The organism is Arthrobacter sp. 10T425, assembly GCF_056393985.1.
Genome location: NZ_JBFTGZ010000007.1, coordinates 69734 through 92885, shown reverse-complemented (window position 1 = coordinate 92885; position 23152 = coordinate 69734). Strand labels below are relative to the sequence as shown.

16 protein-coding genes are annotated in these 23152 nt (G+C 70.0%); 10 read left to right on the top strand and 6 right to left on the bottom strand.

Features of this window, described 5'->3' with window-relative positions; translation table 11 throughout:
- Positions 1-67: 67 nt before the first annotated feature.
- The gene (locus AC1DDH_RS10190; RefSeq protein WP_476849079.1) at positions 68-772 is read right to left on the bottom strand and encodes a TIGR03089 family protein; all 705 of its coding nucleotides are present in this window, start codon (positions 770-772) and stop codon (positions 68-70) included.
- A 370-nt stretch (positions 773-1142) separates the two neighbouring features.
- On the opposite strand from AC1DDH_RS10190, the gene AC1DDH_RS10185 reads away from it, so the two are divergent.
- Genes AC1DDH_RS10185 through AC1DDH_RS10175 form a run of 3 tightly spaced genes read left to right on the top strand, consistent with a single transcriptional unit; the run spans position 1143 to position 6764 of the window.
- On the top strand, positions 1143-1685 hold the full coding sequence (locus AC1DDH_RS10185; RefSeq protein ID WP_476955421.1) for a WhiB family transcriptional regulator: 543 nt from the start codon (positions 1143-1145) through the stop codon (positions 1683-1685).
- 29 nt (positions 1686-1714) lie between these two features.
- Positions 1715-5110, top strand: a complete 3396-nt coding sequence (locus AC1DDH_RS10180; RefSeq protein ID WP_476955370.1) for a glycosyltransferase family 2 protein — start codon at positions 1715-1717, stop codon at positions 5108-5110.
- Positions 5103-6764 carry a DUF5719 family protein gene (locus AC1DDH_RS10175; protein WP_476955369.1) on the top strand — a complete coding sequence of 554 codons (1662 nt, stop codon included), beginning with the start codon at positions 5103-5105 and terminating at the stop codon, positions 6762-6764. Before AC1DDH_RS10180 ends, AC1DDH_RS10175 begins: the two co-directional genes overlap by 8 nt.
- A gap of 30 nt (positions 6765-6794) precedes the next feature.
- Here AC1DDH_RS10175 and AC1DDH_RS10170 read toward each other — a convergent pair whose 3' ends face one another.
- A complete protein-coding gene (locus tag AC1DDH_RS10170) occupies positions 6795-7346 on the bottom strand; it encodes a metallopeptidase family protein (RefSeq protein WP_028277395.1) in 552 nt (183 codons plus the stop codon).
- A 133-nt stretch (positions 7347-7479) separates the two neighbouring features.
- Here AC1DDH_RS10170 and AC1DDH_RS10165 point away from each other — a divergent pair, with 133 nt between their 5' ends.
- From AC1DDH_RS10165 to AC1DDH_RS10145, 5 genes are all read left to right on the top strand, one after another.
- Positions 7480-7869, top strand: coding sequence for a DUF3499 domain-containing protein (locus AC1DDH_RS10165; protein ID WP_476856560.1), 390 nt, complete (start codon positions 7480-7482; stop codon positions 7867-7869).
- A 93-nt stretch (positions 7870-7962) separates the two neighbouring features.
- Positions 7963-8196 (top strand): hypothetical protein, encoded by a 234-nt coding sequence (locus AC1DDH_RS10160; RefSeq protein WP_223914147.1) that lies wholly within the window; start codon positions 7963-7965, stop codon positions 8194-8196.
- A gap of 129 nt (positions 8197-8325) precedes the next feature.
- On the top strand, positions 8326-9813 hold the full coding sequence (gene ahcY, locus AC1DDH_RS10155) for an adenosylhomocysteinase (RefSeq protein WP_476955368.1): 1488 nt from the start codon (positions 8326-8328) through the stop codon (positions 9811-9813).
- Between the two features lie 157 nt (positions 9814-9970).
- Entirely contained in the window at positions 9971-11197 is a 1227-nt protein-coding gene (locus AC1DDH_RS10150) for a L,D-transpeptidase (RefSeq protein WP_476856558.1), read from the top strand.
- A 112-nt stretch (positions 11198-11309) separates the two neighbouring features.
- Positions 11310-12578, top strand: coding sequence for a TIGR01906 family membrane protein (locus AC1DDH_RS10145; protein WP_476955367.1), 1269 nt, complete (start codon positions 11310-11312; stop codon positions 12576-12578).
- A gap of 21 nt (positions 12579-12599) precedes the next feature.
- Here the strand turns inward: AC1DDH_RS10145 and AC1DDH_RS10140 are convergent, their stop codons facing one another.
- Both AC1DDH_RS10140 and AC1DDH_RS10135 read right to left on the bottom strand, forming a co-directional pair.
- Positions 12600-14429 (bottom strand): AMP-dependent synthetase/ligase, encoded by a 1830-nt coding sequence (locus AC1DDH_RS10140; RefSeq protein WP_476856556.1) that lies wholly within the window; start codon positions 14427-14429, stop codon positions 12600-12602.
- A gap of 61 nt (positions 14430-14490) precedes the next feature.
- Positions 14491-16248 carry a dolichyl-phosphate-mannose--protein mannosyltransferase gene (locus AC1DDH_RS10135; RefSeq protein ID WP_476955366.1) on the bottom strand — a complete coding sequence of 586 codons (1758 nt, stop codon included), beginning with the start codon at positions 16246-16248 and terminating at the stop codon, positions 14491-14493.
- Positions 16249-16305: 57 nt separating this feature from the next.
- Between AC1DDH_RS10135 and rsmI the strand changes: the two genes are divergently transcribed.
- Both rsmI and AC1DDH_RS10125 read left to right on the top strand, forming a co-directional pair.
- On the top strand, positions 16306-17274 hold the full coding sequence (rsmI, locus tag AC1DDH_RS10130; protein ID WP_476955365.1) for a 16S rRNA (cytidine(1402)-2'-O)-methyltransferase: 969 nt from the start codon (positions 16306-16308) through the stop codon (positions 17272-17274).
- 292 nt (positions 17275-17566) lie between these two features.
- A complete protein-coding gene (locus AC1DDH_RS10125) occupies positions 17567-19066 on the top strand; it encodes an NAD-dependent succinate-semialdehyde dehydrogenase (RefSeq protein WP_223914141.1) in 1500 nt (499 codons plus the stop codon).
- Positions 19067-19075: 9 nt separating this feature from the next.
- Here the strand turns inward: AC1DDH_RS10125 and AC1DDH_RS10120 are convergent, their stop codons facing one another.
- Entirely contained in the window at positions 19076-21619 is a 2544-nt protein-coding gene (locus AC1DDH_RS10120) for a transglutaminase TgpA family protein (protein WP_476955364.1), read from the bottom strand.
- The gene (locus tag AC1DDH_RS10115) at positions 21616-23145 is read right to left on the bottom strand and encodes a DUF58 domain-containing protein (RefSeq protein ID WP_476849068.1); all 1530 of its coding nucleotides are present in this window, start codon (positions 23143-23145) and stop codon (positions 21616-21618) included. The genes AC1DDH_RS10120 and AC1DDH_RS10115 overlap by 4 nt, the downstream gene beginning before the upstream one ends.
- Positions 23146-23152: the final 7 nt, after the last annotated feature.

The following is a 23152-nucleotide window of genomic DNA, read 5'->3' as shown; positions in this document are numbered from 1 at the left end:
TCCCGGGGAATCAGCGGCTGGGGATCACTGCCCGGGGGATCAGTGCCGGGGATTCAGCGCGTGGGGATCAGTTCCCGCTGATGCGCTCGGCGTCCCGCAGTTTGCCGGTCACCTCTACCTCGGGGTGCACCAGGACCACGGAACCGTCGGCCTTCCAGGTTCCCAATGACTGCGCAAGGACGGTTTCGAGGCCGTCGGCCGCCGGAACGAGCAGCCGCAGCCCGGGGCCCTGGGCCGCGGCAAAACCGTCCAGGAGCGCCCCGTGCGCATGGACTGCGCCGTCGGAGGTGCGGACGGCGAGACGTCCCGCCTCCGGATCCACGTGGGGCATGAAAATGTCGCCGTGGGAGCGGACCTCGGCGGCGTAGTCGAGGACGCCGCTGGGCAGTTCACCCGTCCACCGCATGGCCAGTGCCGGCAAAGACACGGCCAGGACGGCGTCGAACCCGCCCGCGGCAGCGCCCGGACCCGGGTCCGCGGTGGCAAGCAGGTCAGCCTCCGCGTCGTCGAAGACCACTTCCATGCCAAGCTGCCAGGCCGCGAGGGCCAGGATCACCGACTTCCAGTGCGCGGGCAGGTCCAGGCGCAGCCGCATGCCCGGTTCGGCGTCGAGTTCGTCCTGCAGCAGGTTGGAAGTCTTCGCGACCCAGTTGTCCAGCACGCGGCCAGAGAGTTCAACCCGTTCCGAATCGGGGCCGTACCAGGTCAGCCGGGGCGCCGTGGCCTGGCCGGACCGCAGCGCTGTCATCAGGTCGATTGCCGGAATGCTCATGCCCTCATCTTGCCACGGCTGTTGTCGCGGCCGATCAGTCCCCGGCTCCGTGACGTCCGTCACCTCGGCGGCCCCGGCGTTCGGCGGGGTCCGCGCAGGGCGCGGGAAAATTTCCCGAAAATTCAATGAAAAGCCCCAAAAGTGCTCAGTACCCTGATTATTCCGCGGGTTCTCGCGGGAGAGGCGAAAAAATTCCGGGCGTGGCGTGCCTCCACTTTGTGTATCAAGTTGATTATTATCTCCGCCGTGGCTTGACTCCCGGATACTTACACGCGTGTAATTAGTTATCTAAAGCCACTGCACAAAAACCGGCACTCAACCGAGTGTCCAAGGGGGTCTTGCAGTGGCTGCAAATCAGGAGGGGGACGCCATGGGGCTAGCAGAGCGTATCCATGAAGATGCCGTAGTTGCCGGCCAGGCCACGGCGAAATACCGGTCGCGCGGCGTGCCGACTGACTGGTACGTAGATCCGGCGGATCCGGACGCAGCTGACCGCTATAACGAACACACCAAGGATTCCCTGCAGGAGGCCGCCACGGCCTTCCTCGCAGCGCACGACGAGCTCCTGTCCGGCCCGGATCATGACACCGATCTCCTCGACCCGCCGATGGAGCTCCATTCGCCCGGTTCCGGTACCGCCGGGCAGCCAGTCTGGATCGGCCTGCCGTCCCGGCAGGAATTCGACGACGAGGGCGAGCTCGGCTGGCAGACCGATGCCCTGTGCGCCCAGACTGATCCCGAAGCCTTCTTCCCAGAAAAGGGCGGCTCCACCCGCGACGCCAAGAAAGTCTGCGGCGCCTGCAACGTGCGTTCCCAGTGCCTCGAGTACGCCTTGTCCAACGACGAGCGCTTCGGGATCTGGGGAGGCCTCTCCGAGCGCGAGCGGCGCCGGCTTAGGAAGCGAGCAGTCTAATTCTTCAAGAAGTACGAGTCACCGCCGTCGTGGTCTCCCACGACGGCGGTGATTTTCTCCCCAGGACCCTTGCGGCGCTGGCGGCCCAAACACGGCCCGCCGACGCCGTGATCGGTGTCGACACCGGATCCCGCGACCACTCCGCCGCCCTCCTTGAACAGGAACTGGGCAAGGCCAACGTCACTGTCTTCGACCAGCCCAGGTCCGGCATGGGTGGCGCCGTCATAGCCGGGCTCAAGGCCCTCGCGCCGTGGCCTGCGGAGGGCTCCGCCGCCACGGCGCCGGGCACCGACTGGATCTGGCTGCTGCACGACGACGCCGCACCGGCACCCGAGGCCCTGGCCGAACTCCTCCGTGCGGTCGAGCGGGCGCCGTCGGTCACGGTTGCAGGCTGCAAGCAGCTGGACTGGCATGCCGAGCGGCGGCTGATCGACGTCGGGCTCTCCACGAGCCGCTGGGCCGAGCGGCTGACGCTGATCGACGCCGACGAGCTCGACCAGGGCCAGTACGACGGCCGCAGCGATACCTTTGCGGTCAATTCCGCCGGCATGCTGGTCCGCCGCGACATCTGGGAGGAGCTCCGGGGCTTCGATCCGGCCCTGCCCGGCAGCGGCGACGACGTCGACTTCTGCTGGCGCAACCGCCTCGCCGGGCACCGCGTGGTGGTGGTCCCCAGCGCCCGGATGTTCCATGTCTCGCACCGTCCCCACGCCCTTGGCAACGCGACGGCCGCACGCAAGGCACAGGTGCACCTGCGGCTCAAGCACGCGGCCGGCTGGAAAGTCCCGCTGCACGCGGCCGGCGCCCTCCTGGGCAGCCTCTTCAAACTCGTCCTGAGCATTGCGGTCAAGGACCCGGGACACGGGTTCTCCCAACTGCTGGCGACCTTTGCCGCACTGGGCCGCCCGGCGGCGGTGGTCCGCGGACGCCGCAACGCCGCGCGCACCCGCCGGATCCGGCGCTCCGTCATGAAAGGACTGCAGACGCCGCGCCGTGAGGTCTGGGCGCACCGGCGCTCCCTGATTGAGGCGCTCGGCGCCGACGACTTCGGCAGCGAATTGACAGGTCCCGGTCCGCTGGCCGAGCAGCCCACCGGGAACACCGGCAATGCTGACGATTTCGCAGCCATCGCCACCCCGGACCGCGGCTGGGTGGGCAGCGGTGCGGTGCTGGCCATACTCCTGACCCTGGCGGTCTCCCTGACAGGGCTGCTTAGCCTGTTCCGGGCCCCGGCCGTCTCCGGCGGCGCGCTGATCCCCGTCTCATTGCGCCTCTCCGAAATCTGGAACCATGCCTCCACCTGGTGGATCAGTCTGGGCGCGGGCCTGCCGGGCCACGGCGACCCCTTTGGCTACCTGCTGTGGGTGCTCGGTGTGCTCGGCGCCGGCGATGCCAACGGCGGCGTGGGCTGGTTGTTGATCCTCGCCATGCCGCTGTCTGCGCTGGGCGCGTGGTTCGCTGCCGGCGCCCTGACTGCCCGCCGGAGGCTGCGCCTTGCGGCCGCCCTGCTGTGGGCCGCGGCGCCGGCACTCCAGGTGTCCCTGAACCAGGGCCGGCTCGGCGCCTTGGTCGCGCACGTCATGATCCCGGTGGTCGTCCTGGCGCTGCTCCGGGCGACCGGCACGGCCGCGGGCCGCGGCATCCATGCCGTCCCGGCCCCGGGGCAGGGACGGCTCATCCCCACGCCGGCCGCCCGTCCCGGCGTCAACGGGACGCCGTCGTGGACGGCTGCGGCCGCCGCGGGCCTCGCCCTGGCCGTGGTCACCGCCGCGGCGCCCTCGCTGCTGCTGCCGTCCATGGCCGTCGTGGCCCTCTGCGGCGTGCTGTTGGGCCGGCGCGGCCGCACGGTGTGGTGGGCGCTCCTGCCCAGCCTGGCACTGTTCCTGCCCTTCGCCTTCTCGGTCCTGGACCGGCCGCGGGCGCTCCTGGCCGACCCGGGTCTGCCGCTCGGTTTCGACGCCGCCCCACTGTGGCAACAGGCCCTGGGGCAGCCACTGAACTTCGACGCCGGCGCCGGACTCACCGGGCTCAGCGCCTTCGGCGGGTCCGCCGCAGGTTCCGCCGGGCCGGCCGGTCTGCCGTGGGCACTGCTGCTGGCCTTGCTGTTGGGGCTGCCGGTGCTGCTGCTGGCCCTGGCCGCACTCTTCATGCCGCGCCGGCTTGTGCTGGCCGGACGCACCCGGACGGCACGGGGCCTGTGGGCCGTGGCCGTCCTGATGCTGGCCGGCGGCTGGCTCGCCGGGCATGTCGCCTCCGGCGCCAGCGCCGAGGTCCTGGTCACTCCGTTCCCCGGCCCCGCCGTTTCGGCGGCCGCGTTCGCGTTCCTGGGCGCTGCCCTGATCGGAGCCGAAGGGCTCCTGGACGCCGCCGACCGGACCGCCGGCACCGGGCTGGCACGGAAGGTCCTGATCCGCGGTACGGCCGCGGCATCCATGGTCCTGCTGCTGGCTGCGCCCCTGGCCGGGTTCACCGTGTGGACCGCACAAAACCTGCTGCAGCCCGCGTCGCAGACACCGACACAGGCAGCGGCAGCCACCGCGGGACCCTCCGGTCTCGGGACCCCGAGGCTCGTCCAGCCTGCCCAGGCCCGCACGCTGCCCGCCACGGCGGTTGATCGCGGCGAGGGCCCGGAACAGTCCAGGACGCTCCTGATTGCCAGCAACGAGGACGGAAGCTTCGACGCAACACTCATGCGCGGAGCCGGGACCACCCTGGACGCGCTCTCAACGATCGCCGCCGCCCGCGGCATCATGGGAGCGCCGGGCCAGGAGACGGTCCGCGACGACGATGCCGTCGCCGGATCGCTCCGGAACGTCGTGGCCACCATCGTCGCCGGCGAAGGCGTGGATCCGCGGGAGGACCTCGAGCGGCTCGGCGTCGGCTTTGTCGTGCTCCGGGTTGCCGATTCAGCCTCCGAATTGACGGCCAGCCGCATGGACGCAGTCCCCGGACTTGTCGCCGTCGGCCAGACGGGGACGGGCTGGCTCTGGCGGGTCAGCCCGCAGGACCGGCCCGGCATCGCGGACTCCGACGTCGCGCACCGGGTCCGGGTAGTGGACGGCAGCGGCGCCGCCATCGGACTGCTCCCGTCCGAAGAAGTCTCGGCGGCCGGCACGGTCCCGGCCGGCCCCGAGGGCCGCCTTGTGGTGCTCGCCGAGCGGGCCGATCCGGGCTGGAGCGCCTGGCTTGACGGGCGCCGCCTGACCTCAACAACGTCGGGATGGTCGCAGGCCTTCACACTGCCGGCCCAGGGCGGCCAGTTGAGCATCCGTTACGAAGCGCCGTGGGCCGTCCTGATCGGGATTGCGCAGGCCGTGATGATCGGGCTGACCGTCCTCCTCGCCGTGCCCATGCCTGCCCGCCGGTCCAACACCGGCCTGTCCAGGGACGAAGCCTCCCTGCGTAAGGAACATCAGCATGTCTAAGGGCGACAACGAAAAAGAAACCGAAACGGAAGCCGAGACGGGTCCGTCGCCGCGGAAGCGGCGGCTGCCGCGGGCCGGAGTGATCGGCGGCATCCTCTCCGCGGTGGCCCTCGTTGCCGCGGGCGGCGGCCTGGTATCGGCGGCGTCGCTGACGCCCCAGAACCCCGCCAGCAGGCAGCTCGAGGCCCCCGTCGCCGCGGTTCCGGCCGGCAGCAGCGTCGGGGTCTGCCCGGGCCCGGCCCGGCTGCTTGAGGGCACCCCCGTGGGCACCGACCCCCAGTTCAGTCCGGAATCCGCCACCGCGAAGACAGCCGTCAGCGCCGCCGTGCTCGGCTCAAGCGCCGGCATAATCCCCGGCAGCCGGCTCGCCCCGCTTAAAGGTGCCTCCCTCGCCGACATCGCGCCGGGCACCGCGCCAACAGCTTCCGCGCCCCCGGCTTCCGCGGCTGCGGCCCGCACGCCCGTGCTGGTCGCCGGCGTCGTGCCCCAGCGCGAGGTGGACAACATCAGCGTCCTCAGCGCCGATGCCCAAAACAACCACCAGGCAGCTGCCGGCGCCGTCCTGAGCTACACGGCCGAGGACGGGGACCTCCAGGGTTCCGCGGCTGCCGCGTGCCAGCAGCCCGGCAACGATCTCTGGCTGGTCGGCGCCAACACTGCGCTCGGCCGGTCGGCGGTCCTGAACCTGACCAATGCCTCCAGCACGCCGGCGACGGTGAGCCTGGACCTCTTTGGCTCCGAGGGCCCGATCCAGGCTCCCGGAAGCCGCGGCCTGCTGGTGGCGCCCGGCAGCACCCGCTCCATCATCCTGGCCGGGCTCGCGCCGGGACAGGAACGGCTCGGCGTGCGGGTCCGCAGCACCGGCGGCCCGGTGGCTGCCGTGATCCAGCAAAGCGTGCTCCGCGGCCTCACGCCCGGCGGCGTCGACTTCATCACCCCCGGCACCGCCCCGTCCGTCAGCCAGGTGGCCGCCGGCCTCGACATCCAGGATCCCGCGGCGCTGGCCGCGCTCAAGGCAAAGCCCGGCTTCGCCGACGCCGGACCGGCCCTCGAAGTCGCCGTGCCGGGGGCCACCGACGCCGTGGTCGAGATCAAGCTGTATGGTCCCGACGGCCAGAAGGCGCTGCCCGGGGGAGGCGTGGTGACGGCGAAGGCCGGCGCGGTCACGGAGGTTTCCCTGGCCGGGGTCCCGGCCGGGACCTACACCGTGGCGGCGAGCTCGGATGTCTCGTTTGCGGCCACTGCCCGGCTCACGCGGGGACTGCAGGCCGGAGACGCGGCGGACATCGCGTTTTCCGCCGCCTCGGCCCGGCTGGGCAGCCAGCACATCGTTGCGGTTCCGCGCACGGGCGACCGGCAGCTCGTTCTCGGTGCCCCCGCCGGCCGGGCGACCGTGACCTACACGCCAATCACTGCGGACGGCAAGATCCGGACCGCGGGCACCGCCGACATTGCCGGCGGAACCACCGTTTCCATCAAGATCCCCGCTGACGTGGGCGGCTCGCCGCTCGTGGGGTATGTGGTGTCCGCCGCCGGGGATCCGGCGTACGGGGCACTTGTTCTGGCGCAGGACGGGCGGCAGGACATTTCCGCGGTGGCGCTGGCGCCGGAAGCGGCAGGACAACGGCAGATCCCCGTCACGCTGGGCTACTAGGCCCGGGGGCAGACCGGAAGCAGGCTCGGGCTAGTACCGGCGGCGGTAGACGGGGTCGAGGGACTCCGGCGGTACGCCGAGCATCTCGGCCGTGTATTCCACGACGACGTCGTGCACGAGGTCCTGGAGTTCGTCCCGGGTTCCGCACACCTGCTCCACCACCCGGCGGTACAGCGTGATGACCGGTCCGTCCTCGGCCGTGGCAGCAGTGAAAGCGCCCATCGGCGCGGGCGTGCGGTCCGCCACGAGCTGCTCCAGGCCCGGGGGGATCTCGTCAACGGCGAAGCGGACGCCGTCGAGCGGCTTGCCCCAGATGTCGTGCAGCCGCTGGGCCGAGTCCAGGACGAAGTCATCGAAGCGGTCGGAGCGGGTCCGGTAGCCGGGCAGGGTGGGGAGTATGAGCTCGCCGCGAAGGCCCCGGCCGTGCCGGTTCCTGCGGCGCTGCCGGAAGGTCTTTCCCTGGACGGCGGCAGGCGACCCGGCCAGAGGCGCGCCGGCGGGGCCGGAACCGGCGCCTGTGCGTCCGGCGTCGGGGTCAGCCAACCGGACCGTGAAACCCGAATCGTGGTGCGATGACTGCATATCTTGACTCTAAACCCGCGCAATGAAATACGCGATACAGCCCCGACGGCGATCCGCCGCCGCGCCGCCGCGGCACAACCACTGCCGTTTCAATGCGCAGCCTCCAGTCCGAGGGGGAGTAGTCTGTGATGTCGTGGGTGCAATTCGTATTTGTTCTAGGTCTGCCTGCCGCAATTCTGCGGTGGCCACTTTGACGTACGTCTACGCCGACTCCACGGCCGTTCTGGGCCCGCTGGCGACGTACGCCGAACCGCACTGCTACGACTTGTGCGAACAGCACGCCGATTCGCTGACCGTGCCGCGCGGCTGGGAAGTCATGCGGCTGGCGATGCCCGCAACCCCGGCCGGCCCCGGCCCCGACGACCTCCTGGCCCTTGCCAACGCGGTCCGAGAAGCGGCCTCCCGTCCGGCTGCGGGGGAAACGGCGAAGGGGCAGCGCACGCTGCACCCGGCCCTGGAGGCACCGGCCCCGGCCGAGGGCGTCCGGCGCGGACATCTGCGCGTCCTGCGCGAACCTTCCTAAGGCGTCAACTGGCGGTAGGGTGGAAACTGCAAAAAGCCGTCAGCCACTCAGCCACCGGCGCCCTGTTGCGGCGCCCATCAGGGAGCGTTCACCATGCCCAAGCTCAGTTCCGAACTGTTGTCTGTCCTGCGATGCCCCGTCACCGGCTCCGGCCTGGTGCAGGAAGGCGACGAGCTCGTCACCGTCACGGCAGATGGCGCCGGGAACAAGCTGCGGTACAAAATCGAGGACGGCATCCCGCTGCTGCTGCCGCCGGAACTGCTGCCCGCCGCCGCGGCGGCCCCCGCTGATCAGCACGACGCCGCCCCGCGCCACGCCGCGGAATAGCCGCCCCAAAACGCCGCCGGGCACCCATCAGGGAGGCCCGCGGCACCGAATGACTGCTTAGATCCTGCTCCAATCCAGAATCGCCCAGCTCCAGACACGCGATGCCACCGGCCACAACAAAGGACTCAGATGACTTTCGATTACAAGATTGCGGACATTTCCCTGGCCGAGGCGGGCCGCCACCAGATCCGCCTCGCCGAGCACGAGATGCCCGGACTCATGTCCCTGCGCGAGGAGTTCGGCGCCAGCCAGCCGCTCAAGGGCGCCCGGATCGCCGGATCCCTGCACATGACCGTCCAGACCGCGGTGCTGATCGAGACCCTTACCGCCCTCGGCGCCGAAGTCCGCTGGGCGTCCTGCAACATCTTCTCCACCCAGGACGAAGCCGCCGCCGCAGTGGTGGTCGGCAACGGCACCGTCGAGGACCCCCAGGGCGTCCCCGTCTTCGCCTGGAAGGGCGAGACGCTGGAGGAATACTGGTGGACCGCCCAGCAGATCCTCACGTGGCCGGGCGCCGACGCCAACCCTGAGCTGGGCCCGAACATGATCCTGGACGACGGCGGCGACGCCACCATGCTGGTGCACAAGGGTGTCGAGTTCGAGGCCGCCGGCGCTGTCCCCGCCGCCGCCGAGGACGAGTCCGAGGAAGGCCGGGTGTTCCTCGACGTGCTGCGCGCATCCCTCGAGACCGACCCGCAGAAATGGACCCGCATCGGCGCCCTCCTGCTCGGCGTCACCGAGGAGACCACCACGGGCGTGCACCGCCTGTACCAGCTGGCGGAGCAGGGCAAGCTGCTCTTCCCGGCGATCAACGTCAACGACTCAGTCACCAAGAGCAAGTTCGACAACAAGTACGGCATCCGCCACTCCCTGCCGGACGGCATCAACCGCGCCACCGATGTCCTGATGGGCGGCAAGGTCGCCGTCGTCTGCGGTTACGGCGACGTCGGCAAGGGCGCAGCAGAGGCCTTCCGCGGCCAGGGGTCGCGCGTGATCGTCACGGAGATCGACCCGATCTGCGCGCTCCAGGCGGCCATGGACGGCTACCAGGTCGCCAAGCTGGAATCCGTCCTCAGCGAAGGCCACATCTTCATCACCACCACGGGCAACAAAGACGTCATCATGGCCAAGCACATGGCCGAGATGCGTGACAAGGCCATCGTGGGCAACATCGGGCACTTCGACAATGAGATCGACATGGCCGGGCTGGCGCGGGTCCCCGGCATCAAGAAGGTCGAGATCAAGCCCCAGGTGCACGAGTGGGTCTTCGAAGCTGACCCGGCCACGGGTAAGGGCGGCCGCTCCATCATCGTCCTGTCCGAAGGCCGCCTGCTGAACCTCGGCAACGCCACCGGACACCCCTCGTTCGTCATGAGCAACTCCTTCGCCAACCAGACGATCGCCCAGATTGAACTGTTCACGAAGGCCGGCCAGCCCGAGGGCGAGCGGGAATACGAGAACCAGGTGTACGTCCTGCCCAAGATCCTGGACGAAAAGGTCGCCCGCCTGCACCTGGGTGCCCTCGATGTGGAGCTGACCGAGCTGTCCAAGGAACAGGCGGAGTACCTGGACGTCGACGTGGCCGGACCGTACAAGCCCGGTCACTACCGCTACTAGGAACCCTCCCAAAGGGCCCCGGACGAAGGTCCGGGGCCCTTTGTTGTGACCGTTTTGGGGGCACTTTTGTAACCGGATCGTGGTCGAATCGGGCCGGGGTTCCAAGGTAATTCGCTTATGCTGGCAGGATGACGTGTGGAAACGCCCGGGTCCTGTGATGGCCCTGAAAACCTGGAGTACCGGCCGAAAGATCGCCCTGCTGGGGGTGCTCTGTGCCCTGGCAGCCGGCGGCGGAGCCTTCGCCGCGGCGGCTCCGGGGCTGGCCCAGTCCGGGATTTCCTCCGAGGCCGGGTCCCCGTCCCGGACGACGCCGGGACTCGCCGTCCCGGTGGTCGCCCCCGCAGAATTGGCCGTCTCGCCCGCCGACGGCGCCAAGCAGGTCAACCCTGCGGCGCCGGTTTCCCTCAAGGTCACGAACGGCCGGATTGACCGCGTGGCCCTGACGAGCGATGACGGCGACACCGTTGACGGTACCTTGGGCACGGACGGGTCCGCCTGGACGTCCTCCGGCAACCTGACATTCAACACGCGGTATAACTTCACGTACTCCGTGGTGGACGACGCCGGACGCGAGACCCACAGCACGCGCGCGTTCACCACCGTGTCGACCGCCAACGAGGCCGACGCCGCCATATACCCCCTGGACGGGATGAAGGTGGGTGTGGCCCAGCCCCTGCAGATCACCTTCAGCGAGCCGGTCCTGAACCGGACCGCCGTCGAAAAGGCCATCAAGATCACCTCGACGTCCGGCCAGGTGGGTGATTTCCACTGGTTCAACAACAACACTGTCCGGTACCGGCCGGAGGCCTTCTGGGCCGCGAACAGCACCATCACCATGGACATGAAGCTGTTCGGCGTCGAGCTCGGCAACGGGCAGGTCGGCAACTTCAACAAGACGGTAACGGTCCATATCGGGGACAAGAAGGTGGCCGTCGCCGACGCCAAGGCCCATACGTTCTCGGTCAGCATCAACGACAAGCCGGCCGGACACTGGCCGGCGACCATGGGCGACACCCGGTTCCCGTCGGCACGGGGCTTCCTCGTGTTCATGGAGAAGCACCGTGTGGAGCACATGGATGCCTCCACGATTGGGCTCAAACCGGGGGATCCGGCCTACTACGGCCAGCTGGACGTCAACTACGCCACGCGCCTGACGCCCAGCGGGGAATTCATCCACCAGGCCACGGAGTCCGCGATGCCCTATATCGGCAAGACGAACCTCTCCCACGGCTGTATCGGCCTGGGCCCGGACGGCGCGAAGTGGGTGTTCGACAATATGACCACCGGCGACGTCGTCCAGGTGGTGAACACCGAGGGGGAGTACGCCAACTTCGATGACGGCTTCGGGGACTGGAACATCCCTTGGGCCCAATACGCCAACTGACGGGGTGGCACCTCGCTGAGCCCAATCCTCTGACGGTAGGCTCAGAGCCAGATAAGTTGCGCAGCCGGGCGCAGGCCGGGCAGCGCAGAAGCCTACGGAAGCGAAGCTCCACGTGACTGACAAGAGTCCCACCCCTCCCGACCGGCCGGATCCGCACCTGGATCCGTCGGACGACTCCGACGAACCGGCGTTCGACTGGATGAAGCCGGCCGCCGCCGGCAAGCCCACGGCGGGCACGGCAGCCGGCCCGGCAGGGCCGGCCGCAGCCGCCGGCAAGACAGGATCAGCCGCAGCAGCGGGATCAGCAGAGGGCGCGGCAGCGCCGTCGGCAACGCCCACCGCCAGCCAGCCGGAGAGCCGCGCCGACCGCAAGGCGGCCGAGGCCGCCGCCACGGGGCCGTCGGATACTTCCCCGTCGGACGTGGCCACGTCGAATGCTGCCACGTCGAATGACGAGGCGCGCGGGGCAGGAGCCGGCGCATCAGCCCGCGCACGTCCTGACACCGACCCCGAGGACGAAGTCGAACGCCGCAACGCCGAACGCCGTAATGCCGAACGCGAGCAGGCGGCCAAGGCCAAGCCCGTCCTGCCGCGGGTGCTTCAGGTGCTGCTCGCCGTGTTCTACCCGGTCATCCTGCTGGTGCTCGCCGTCCGCGCCGTGACCAGCCCCCTGTTCCTCTGGGTGGAATACAACCGTCCGGGCTTCCCCGGTGACGGCTACGGCTTCAGCACCGATGACCGCATGACGTACGGTTCCTACGCGGTGGACTACCTCAGCAACTGGTCGGGCCCCCGCTACCTCGGCGATCTTGTGGACCAAAGCGGGGAGCGGTTGTTCAAGGACGGCGAAGTCAGCCACATGGCCGACGTCAAGGCCGTGATCCTGTCCACTTTCGGCGCCGGTACCCTGCTGATCCTGCTGGGCCTGGTGGCCGTGATCTACCTCAAGCGGCGCCACAACGGGGGAGTCCGCCGCGGCCTGTTCGCCGGCTCGATCGTCACCCTTGCACTCATCATCGGCCTCGGGACCCTCGCGGTACTCGGCTGGGAGCAGTTCTTCACCGATTTCCACCGTATTTTCTTCGCCAACGGGACCTGGACATTTACGCTCCAGGACACCCTGATCCGGCTCTTCCCGGGCCAGTTCTGGATGGACGCCGGGATCGTCATCGGAAGCCTCGTGCTGCTCGCTTCCTTGGTCACCCTCGTCCTGACCTGGCCCACGCGCCGGCGCCGCGGCCTCGGCAAGAAGGCCGCCGCCACGTCCAAGGGCACCGATACTGATGCCGGCGCCGGCGCCACCGCCGAGGCTGCGCCCGCGGCGGACGGCACGGCCGGCAGCGACGCAGAGGGCCCGGCGCGCACCCGGCACACCGTCTGACGACGGGCCGGTTGCCCGGGGTCAGCCGTAGATGCGGTTGATGTGCTGTTCGTAGTCCCGCACGACGGCGGCCCGCTTGAGTTTGAGCGAGGGGGTCAGGTGCCCTGATTCCACGGTGAAGTCGGCGTCCAGGATGACGAAGCTGCGGATGGACTCGGCCTTGGAGACCGTGAGGTTCGCGGCATTGATGGCTTCCTGGATCGCGGCCCGGACCGTCTGGTCCGTGGCGGCTTCGGCCGGCGCCATGACGGGCACCTTCCGGGCGGCGCACCAGTTGCGCAGTCCTTCCGGGTCCAGGTTCACCAGTGCCGAGACGAAGGGCCGGCCGTCGCCAACGACCACGGCCTGTCCGACCAGCTGGTGCTCCCGGATCTTCTCCTCGAGCGGGCCCGGGGCGACATTCTTGCCGCCGGCTGTGACCAGCAGGTCCTTCTTCCGGCCCGTGATGGTCAGGAATCCGTCCTCGTCGAGGGAGCCGAGGTCGCCGGTCCGGAAGAAACCGTCCACGAAGGCCTCAGCGTTGGCGGCCTCGTTGGCGTGGTAGCCCTTGAAGACGCCGATGCCCTTGACCAGGATCTCGCCGTCGTCGGCCACCCGGACCGTGGTGCCCGGCACCGGGATGCCGACGGTGCCCACCTTGGTCCGCGCCGGGGTGTTGGCTGTGCAGGGCGCCGTGGTTTCGGTCAGGCCGTAGCCTTCCAGGACGGGGATGCCCACGCCGCGGAAAAAATGGGCGTCGTTGGAGCTCAGCGGGCTCGCGCCGGAGACCGTGTACCGCAGCTGGCCGCCGAAGGCCTGCCGGAGCCTGGGATACAGGATCCGGTCGAAGACTGCGTGCCGGGCACGCAGCAGGAGCCCCGGGCCCGTGCCGTTGCCCCGGGAGGCGGCGTCGAGGGCCTTGGAGTAGTCGATCGCGGCCGCCGCTGCGGCTGTGAAGATCCGTTCCTTGCCGGCGGCGTCGGCCTTCTGCGCGGCTCCGGCGTAGACCTTTTCGAAGATCCGGGGGACCACCAGCAGAAAGGTGGGTTTGAAGCTGTCCAGGTCGTCCAGGAGCTCTTTGGCACTGGCGGTGTGGCCGAGGGTGGATCCGGAGCTCAGGCAGACCACCTGTACCGCCCGGGCCAGGACGTGCGCCAGGGGCAGGAACATCAGCGTCCGGGAACGCGGCTGCATGAGGAGCTCGGGCAGGAACAGGACGATGTTCTTGGCCACGAGGGCAAAGTTGGCGTGGGTGATCTCGCAGCCCTTGGGCTTGCCGGTGGTGCCCGAGGTGTAGACCAGGGACGCGACATCCGCCAGGGACGCCGCGGTCCGGTGGCGTTCCAGCTCGGCGTCGGTCACCCCGGTGCCGGCCGCGGCCATGCTTGCCAGGTTCGGTGCGGCGCCGTCGTGCTCCATCCGCACGACGGCAACAAGCCGGTCACCGAGGACGGTGGAGGCGTCCAGGACGCCCTGGACGAGGGCGGCCCTGGCGTGGTCCTCGACGAACACCCGCCGGGCCCCCGAATCATGGAGAATCCACTCGACCTGGGCCGCGGAGGAGGTCTCGTAGATCGGGACGGTGACGCCGCCGGCGAACCAGATGGCGAAGTCCACCACCGTCCACTCGTACCGGGTGGCGGACATGACCGCGACGGTTTCGCCCGGCGTGAGTCCGCCGGCGATCAGGCCCTTGGCAAGGGCAGTGACCTGCTCCAGGAAGTGCTGGACGGAGACGTCGGTCCAGCCGGCGGGGCCTTTGCGGGAGTAGAGGGCGTGCACGGGATCCTTCGCGTGCTGCTCCAGGAGCAGGTCAGTCACGTTGCTCTCCGGGTCCAGCTCCACGAGCAGTCCGGTGCTTGCTTCTCTCACAGCCGAGTCTCCATTTCCTGGTCCGCCCGGAGTTCGGCGGACATTCCCCTGCAATCCTGCCCTAGATCCAGGACGGCATCCACATCCGGATGCGCCAGTCCTGGTACGGGATCACCTCGGCCGTCCAGACCGGGTAGAAGAACGCGGACACCAGCACGGCCGCCACCACGAACAGCGCCACCAGGTAGAACCCGGACCGCCGGCGCCAGAGGGGGTCGGCGCGCTGGCCGAGCACCAGCCCCAGGCAATAGACGAGCGCCAGCACCAGGAACGGTTCAAAGGACACGGCGTAGAAGAAGAAGGTGGTGCGCTCCGGGTACATGAACCAGGGGAGATATCCTGCGGCCACTCCGGCCAGGACTGCGCCGGCGCGCCAGTCGCGGCGGCCCGCCCACCAGAACAGCAGGACACCCAGGCTCACGGCCGCGCTCCACCAGATCAACGGGTTGCCGACGGAGAGGATGGCGGTGGTGCAGTTGGTCAGCTCGCAGCCCGGGGTGCCCTGCCCGGGGGATTCGTAGAAGAAGGACGTGGGCCGGCCCATGACCAGCCAGCTCCAGGCGCTGGCCTCGTAGGGGTGGTCGGCACTGAGGCCCTGGTGGAACTTGTAGGCCTCCAGGTGGTAATGCACCAGGGACCGTACGGCGTTCGGCAGCCAGCCCCACTCGGCCGAGGGGTTGGCGTCGGCCCAGTGCCTGAAGTAGGCGTCCGTGGAACGGAACCACCCGGTCCAGGTGGCGCCGTAGACCAGGGCGGCCACCGGAACGATGCTCAGGAAGGCCGGGACGCCGTCCTTGAGGATGCCGCCGCTGATCCAGGCATGCACGCCGGCTATGCGCCGCGCACTGAGGTCCCAGAAGACGGTCAGCAGGCCGAATCCGGCCAGAAAGAACAGGGCGGACCATTTCGTGCCGACCGCCAGGCCCAGGCAGACGCCCGCCGAGAGGCGCCACCACCGGATGCCGAGCCAGGGCCCGGAGGTGAGCTGCAGCGCCGAGGGCCGCCCCGTGGCGGAGGCCGCGGCCTGCCGGCCGAGCCGGGCAGCGAGCCGCCTCCGGCCGTCGTCGCGGTCCATCAGCAGGGCCCCGAACGCGGCGAGGAGCCAGAACATCAGGAAGATGTCCAGCAGCGAGGTCCGGGACATGACCAGGTGGTGGCCGTCCACGGCGAGCAGGATGCCGGCCACGGCACCCAGGGTGAGCGAGCGGAAGAGCTTTTGCGCGATCAGGGCCAGCAGGAGGATGGACAGTGTCCCCGTCAGGGCTGCACCGAACCGCCAGCCGAAGGGGTTGTCCGCCCCGAACAGCCACATGCCCGCGGCGATCATCCACTTGCCGACCGGCGGGTGGACGACGTACTCCGGGGTGTTCAGCAGCACGCCGGGGTTGCCGGCGATGAAGGAGTCGTTCGCCCGGTCCGGCCAGCTGCGCTCGTATCCGCTGACCAGGAAGGAGTACGCGTCTTTGACGTAGTACGTTTCGTCAAAGACCAGGTTGCGCGGCGTGTCCAGCCGGACGAACCGCAGGACGCCGCCCAGCGCGGCCGTCAGGACGGGAATGAGCCAGTACCAGAGCCGAAGCGACGCCGGGTAGTCCCGCCAGCTCTGGAGGCCGCCGATCAGGCGTTCCCTGAGGGCCTCCGGGGTGTTGGCCTCGGCGGGGCGGCCGATCCAGCGGTGCCCTTCAAGGTTGCGGCCGGTGCTGAAGCGGCTCCGGTCCTTGCCGGCCGCCCGGCCGTCGGGACGGCTGGGACCTGTTGCCGGCGATGCATCGGGGCCAGTCTCGGGCTGCCGCGTGGGGGTCTGGGTCACGTTGCCCATGCTACCTTTCGCAGCTGTGCTCGCAGGCCCCCGCCCCGGCGGCAGTAGGCTGGTCCTGTGGACCACGAACCCAGCCCTTCCCCCCTTCCTCCCCTCGATCCTCCCTTCGACGGCGATGCCGCCGCCGCCGTTCCCGCCCCTGATTCCGCGTCTGATTCCGCCGCTGTTTCCGCCAGTGTTCTCGCCCCTGGCGGGCCCGGCAGGATCGTTCTCGCCGCGACGCCGATCGGAAATGCGGGCGATGCCTCGGCGCGGCTCGTGGAGTTGCTCGCGACGGCGGACATCGTCGCCGCGGAGGACACCCGGAGGCTGCACCGCCTTGTGCAGAACCTCGGCGTCACCGTGGCCGGCCGGATCATCAGCTATCACGAGCACAATGAGGCAGCCAAGACGGCTGACCTGCTGGCGCAGGTCCGGTCCGGCAAGACTCTTGTGATGGTGACCGACGCCGGCATGCCCTCTGTTTCTGATCCGGGGTTCCGGCTGGTTGAAGGCGCCGTGGCGGCCGGCCTCACCGTCACCGCGGCCCCAGGACCCTCCGCCGTGCTGACCGCCCTGGCCCTGTCGGGCCTGCCGACGGACCGCTTCTGCTTCGAGGGTTTCCTGCCCCGCAAGGCCGGTGAACGCTCCTCGCGGCTGGCCGATCTCGACACCGAGCGGCGCACCATGGTGTTCTTCGAGGCGCCGCACCGGCTGGAGCCCATGCTGAGGGCCCTGCGGGAGAGCTTTGGCGCCGACCGCCGGGCTGCCGTCTGCCGCGAACTCACCAAGACCTATGAAGAGGTCATCCGCGGCACCCTGCGCGAACTGCTTGAATGGGCCGAGTCCAGCGAGGTACGCGGCGAAATCGCCGTGGTGGTGGGCGGCGCCCCGGAACGCGAACCCGGCCGCCCCGAGGATCATGTGGCCGCCGTCAACGGGCTGATAGCCCAGGGAATCCGGCTGAAGGAGGCTGTCGCCGCAGTGGCCGATGACGCGAAGGTCAGCAAGCGCGAACTCTATGCCGCGGTCCTCGCCGCGCGCTGAGCCGTGCGCTGAGCCAGGTGGTGGGTGCCGGGCGGCGGGTTCCGGCGCGCTGCTTGCCTCGGGGGCCCGCCGGAACCGGGCTCCACGCGCACGCAGAACGGTTGTGCAGCTGCACAGCATAGTCTGGATACAGTAGTGCGCGCATGCATAGACTTGCCAGTGAGCGCGGCAGTAGCGTGGCAGTAATCCAGACGCCCGTGCCTGCCTGTGGGAACGAGCGCCTACAACGAAAACCCATTCAAAAAACTTGTGCCCACACTAGTTCAACCGAATTGCTGACGAGGGAGTCATTGTGACTGTAACTGCCCAGCCTATTGTTTCCGCGGACCGGGAGAGCGCCCTGCTGGCGTCCGTTCCGACGGGTCTGCTGATCAACGGCGAATGGCGTCCGGCCGTGTCCGGGAAGACCTTCGACGTCGAGGATCCCGCGACCGGGAAGGTCCTGCTCAGCATTGCCGACGCCGGTCCCGAAGACGGCAAGGCGGCCCTGGACGCGGCCGCTGCCGCGCAGGAGTCCTGGGCCAAGGTCCCGGCCCGGGAACGCGGCGAGATCCTGCGCCGCGCCTTCGAGCTGGTAACCGAACGGGCCGAGGACTTCGCGCTCCTGATGACCCTGGAGATGGGCAAACCGCTGGCCGAGGCCCGCGGCGAGGTCACCTACGGCGCCGAGTTCCTGCGCTGGTTCTCGGAAGAGGCCGTCCGCGCGTTCGGCCGCTACTCGGTCTCCCCGGACGGCAAGTCCCGGCTGCTGGTGACCAAGAAGCCCGTGGGCCCGTGCCTTTTGATCACGCCGTGGAACTTCCCGCTGGCGATGGCCACCCGCAAGATCGCCCCCGCGGTCGCGGCCGGCTGCACGATGGTGCTCAAGTCCGCGAACCTGACCCCACTGACGTCCCAGCTGTTCGCGGCCGTGATGGTCGAGGCCGGCCTGCCCGCCGGTGTCCTGAACGTCATCCCGACCTCCACGGCCGGCGCCACCACGGGCCCGCTGATCAAGGATCAGCGCCTGCGCAAGCTGTCCTTCACCGGTTCCACCGAGGTCGGCCGCCGGCTGCTCGCGGATGCGTCCGAGACGGTGCTGCGGACCTCGATGGAACTCGGCGGGAACGCCCCGTTCGTCGTCTTCGGGGACGCCGACATCGACGCCGCCGTCGCCGGGGCGATGCTGGCGAAGCTGCGGAACATGGGCGAGGCCTGCACCGCGGCGAACCGGTTCATCGTGCACGAGTCCGTCGCGGCCGAGTTCGCGGAGAAGTTCGCCGCGAAGATGGCGGATATGACCACCGCCCGCGGCACCGAGGCCGAGTCCAAGGTCGGCCCGCTGATCGATGCCAAGAGCCGGGACAAGGTCCACGAACTCGTCACCGACGCCGTGAACTCCGGTGCTGTCGCCGTGACCGGCGGCTCCGCCGTCGAAGGCCCGGGATACTTCTACAAGCCCACCATCCTCACCGGCGTGAGCGAGGGCAGCCGGATCCTGTCCGAGGAAATCTTCGGACCCGTCGCCCCGATCATCACCTTTGACACCGAGGACGAGGCCGTCCGGCTCGCGAACAACACCGAGTACGGGCTGGTGGCCTATGTCTTCACCCGGGACCTGAACCGGGGCATCCGGATGGGCGAACGGCTCGAGACCGGCATGCTGGGCCTCAACGCCGGCGTGGTCTCCAACGCTGCCGCCCCGTTCGGCGGCGTCAAGCAGTCCGGTCTGGGCCGTGAAGGCGGCCTCGAGGGCATCGAGGAATACCTCTACACGCAGTACATCGGCATCGCCGACCCCTACGCCGGCTAGCCACGCCAGCTACCCGCGGCGCACCCGGCGGACGGAGTTGCGGATCTTTCCCCAGGATCCCGCGAACCCCCGCCGGGTGCGTCGTGCTGTCCGGGAGTATTGTGCTGTCCGGGAGAGGAATCCGCGGGGCAGCCGGAGGGCCCGTCGCCAGCCGGACATGACCGACGGCGGGAGCCAGGCCGCGCGCAGCCGGACCAGGAAGCCGGCGTTGGCGCGCAGCGAGGCCTGCACCAGGGCGATCCTGGCCGCGGCGGAGTCGGCCGGATCCGCGGAGCCTGCGGTCCGCGCCGGACCGGCCACGCCGCCCGGGCGGCCGTACTGCTCACGTTCGAAGTCCTCGGTCAGGGCCGCCGCGGCCCGCTGGCCGGGCCCGTCCGCACCGCCGGGTTCCCCCAAAACCGTCGAGGCGCGCAACCGCTCGGCGAAATTCCGCGGCGTTTCGCTCGCTCCGGGCGCCACCCCGTAGTCCGTGGCCAGATCCCGCAGTTCCGCCCAGGCCGGCAGCGCCGTCCCGGCCGTGACGCCGGGATAGCCGCGGGACGCCGTCCTTAGCCTGCGGCGCCGCACGCCGCTGCGCACCAGCCGCGGGGAGGCCACCAGCAGCGCCAGCAGCAGCACCGCGGCAACGCTGTACAGCGCCTGTGCCGCCTGCGCGCCGCTGGGCGCCGGCGTGCCCGCTCCGGGAAGCGGGACCGTGCCGGGGGCCGGGAACGGTGCCTGGGTGGAACCGTCACCGGGGGTCAGGGCGTCGTTGCGGTCGTTGGTGCTGGCACCGCTGCGTGCGGCGGCATCCGTGGCGTACGCCGGAACGACGCCGCGGGACGGTGTCGGCTCAAACGCGACCCAGCCGATGCCCTGGAAATAGAGCTCCGGCCAGGCGTGGGCGTCCCGGGCATCGACCTCGAACTCCGGAAGCGGGCCCTGGCCCGAGACCGCCACCGTGGCCCCCGTGGGGCGCCCCGGCGCGTAGCCCACGGCGATCCTGCTCGGAATGCCCTCCAGCCTGGCCATCACGGCCATGGCGGAGGCGAAATGAATGCAGTAGCCGCTCTTCTGGGTCAGGAAGTCCGCCAGCACGGACAGGCCGTTGCCGTCGTAGCCGCCCTGCACGGGGGACTGCAGCGAGTAGCTGAACTCGGCGGAGCGCAGATACCTCTGGATGGCCATGGCCCGCGAATACGGCGAGTTGGCACCCGCCGTCACGGTTTTAGCCGTGCTGCGCACAACCTCCGGAACATTCGACGGTTCCCGGAGGAACAGTTCGGGGACACCGGTCACCGGCCCGGAAGCGCCCGCCAGCAGCGCTGCCGTGAGCTGCGGAGTGACGGACGAGACCACATATTGCTGGTCGCGGGAATTTGTGTCCACACCCTTGATGCTCAGCGTGGCGGGGTCCCAGCTCCAGCGCCCTGAGAGTCCGTTGACAGCTTCCGGCGCATACGGTGCGGGCAGGTACGGGCTCGTGTACTGGCCGGTGTTGACGGCCGTAATTACGCGGAGCTCGGCCGGGGCGGTTTCATGCCCGGCCTCGAGCCGGCCGGTTCCCGGCTGCCGGCTCGACTCCCGGTCATCGGGTGACCAGGAATCGCCGTCAAAGGTGTCCACGGTTACCGAGCGCAGGTACGGCGTCGTCGGCGCGTTCGTGGCGAAGGTGATCCGGCCCTCGCCGGAGGGGCTGCGCAGGCTGTTGCCCAGGCTGATCATCGGATTGAGGCCGGTGGCGCCGCCGAACGGGTTCAGCCGCGAGCCCTGCGGGAACGTGCCCTGGTCGAAACCCGGGATGACCAGCTGCAGCACCAGCGTGAGGGTCAGCGCCGCGACGGCCGTGACCGTGCCGCGCCGGAGCTGCCCGGGGTTGCGGGCGGTGTCGGCCAGGGTGCGGGTATCCGGCGTGTACCAATGGCTGCAGCCGAGGATCAACAGGTACCCGACTACGGCGCCCAAGAACCCCAGCACTCCCACGCTTTGCGGCTTGACCATGGCCGGCACCACGAGGATTGCCAGGATCCCGAGCCCGCTCGTGGCCGGCAGCGCCAGCGGGAACGCCAGGGCATCGATGAGGATCACGAGCACCCCGAGGACCGCGCAGATCAGCATGACGATTCCGGCGTTGGGGGCCACTGGGGTGCTCTCGGCCAGAACCGTTTCGCTGGCCCGCCGGAGGAACTTTCCCAGGTAGTTCATGGTCTCCGGGGAGGGGATGAACCCGGCAATGCTGTGCTGCCGGAAGAAGATGAAGGTCACGGCCACGATCAGCGCCACCAGGCCGCCGGCGGTCACCAGCCAGGGCCGGGCACGCAGGGACCGGAGCACCGCGAGGGAGAACGCAACGGAGAGCACGGTACTGAACACCGGGGAGTACCAGGCCCAGCCACGCAGGACGCCGTTGAATCCGAGGGCCGCGCCCGCGACGGCTACCGCGACGGCGGTCGCCATCACCCAGGGCCGGGCGCCGGGTCCGTCCGGCCGGGACGCCGCACCGGGGGAGAGGGCCGTCGGTTCTTCTCCGCCGGCCGTGCCGGTGCCTTGGCTGCGTTGCGGGGCGAGCGTCATGGCCGGCCCCCCACGCCGCGGCGGACGTCGGCCCCGGCGGACATCCCCGGGTCTGCCTGGTCGAAGGCTGCCCAGGCGTCAGGCAGCGAGCTCTGGGCGGACACCGCCAGGGCCCGCCATCCGCCCAGCCGCAGCGCCTCCAGCACCTCGGGCACGTCGCCGGAGTCCTGTGCCCGGTCCGTGACCAGCAGCGCGAAGGCGTTCGCGCCGAACCCGGCGGCCGGGGACAGCGCCCGGGCCTCGGCCGGGGTCAGGCTGCCCAGGACCGCCAGGACAGGTCCGCGCAGCCGGTGGGCGGAAAGTTTGTCCATCAGGGTGTCGTCGAAGGCGTGCGGGGCATTACCGGTGCCCGCACCGGCCCCGGAGCGGAATCCCCCCGGCGCGGAAGATCCGGTGCTGGTTCCCGCCGCGGCCTTCTGCGGGCGGGGCCCCGTGCGGTCACGGTGCGGGTGGTTGTGGTGGTGGGTGTGGTGCGGGCCGGAAAGCTCGATGGCAGCCAGGCTTTCGGCGATGGACTGCAGCCCGGCCGTTCCGGTGTATTCCTCGGCTTCCGGGTCGGGAGCGGACGGCGAATGCCGGAAGGCCGGCTCGCCCGCGCTGTCCAGGAACCGCAACGAGTAGTTGCGTTCCGCGAGGTGCGCCCCGATCGACATCGCCGCCGTGACAGCCCACTCGAAGGCATCAGAGGTCAGCAGGTCGTGGCCGTCCCCCTCCCCGCCGCCCGGGTGGCCGCCGGAGGAATGGGCACTGTGGCCGAACACCCCGTGGGGGTAGGCGGAGAGCCGCTGGTCCAGGATGATGGTCGCCTCGGGGGTCGTGACGGATTCCTCCTGCCGCACCATGAGGGACCCGTGGCGGGCGGTCGCGGCCCAGTGCACCCGGCGCAGCGGATCCCCGTGGCGGTATTCGCGGGTCATGACGTCGTCGTCGCTGGGATTGGCCCGGGCCCGCGTGGGTGTGACACCGTCGTGTCCGCGGGCACCGGCGAGCCCCGTCTCCGGCAGCTCGATGGCGGCGGGCGTGACGGTGAGGAGGTCGCCGTCGTCAATCGCGTGGCGGTGGAAGGAGAGCCCGAAGGGATCGCTGAATTCCGCCGTGACGGGCCCGATCAGGAACTGGCCGCGCCTGGCCGAGCGGAGGTGGTACTCATAGCGGCTGGTGCCGCCGGCTGCCGCACGGGCCGGGAACCGGAAGACGGGCGATTCGCCGAACCGGGCCGGCAAGTGTTCCTCCATGACCGCGTGGCCTGTGCCCGCCCCGGTCCGCGCGACGGCCAGCCGCACCGTGGCACGGGCGGAGGTTTCAACCGGCGACGGGCTGAATTCGCGGTAGACCCGGAACCTCGGCTTCAGGACCCGGGTTCCGGCCAGGGCGAGCGCCGGCAGCACCAGCAGCAGGACGGCCAGGGCCAGCAGGTCCCGGCGCCCCATGATCTGCGCGGCCAGCAGCGACACCGCACCCGCGCCGAGCAGGCCCCAGCCGCGGCTGCTGAAGAAGTGCCCGGGGAACCGATCCCTTAACGCCACGGCGGAG

Coding starts and splice junctions, on each gene's coding strand:
- AC1DDH_RS10170 (WP_028277395.1), bottom strand. CDS start 7,346: ATGCAGTCATCGCACCACGATTCGGGTTTCACGGTCCGGTTGGCTGAC.
- AC1DDH_RS10175 (WP_476955369.1), top strand. CDS start 5,103: ATGTCTAAGGGCGACAACGAAAAAGAAACCGAAACGGAAGCCGAGACG.
- ahcY (WP_476955368.1), top strand. CDS start 8,326: ATGACTTTCGATTACAAGATTGCGGACATTTCCCTGGCCGAGGCGGGC.
- AC1DDH_RS10190 (WP_476849079.1), bottom strand. CDS start 772: ATGAGCATTCCGGCAATCGACCTGATGACAGCGCTGCGGTCCGGCCAG.
- AC1DDH_RS10120 (WP_476955364.1), bottom strand. CDS start 21,619: ATGACGCTCGCCCCGCAACGCAGCCAAGGCACCGGCACGGCCGGCGGA.
- AC1DDH_RS10135 (WP_476955366.1), bottom strand. CDS start 16,248: ATGGGCAACGTGACCCAGACCCCCACGCGGCAGCCCGAGACTGGCCCC.
- AC1DDH_RS10160 (WP_223914147.1), top strand. CDS start 7,963: ATGCCCAAGCTCAGTTCCGAACTGTTGTCTGTCCTGCGATGCCCCGTC.
- AC1DDH_RS10185 (WP_476955421.1), top strand. CDS start 1,143: ATGGGGCTAGCAGAGCGTATCCATGAAGATGCCGTAGTTGCCGGCCAG.
- AC1DDH_RS10150 (WP_476856558.1), top strand. CDS start 9,971: ATGGCCCTGAAAACCTGGAGTACCGGCCGAAAGATCGCCCTGCTGGGG.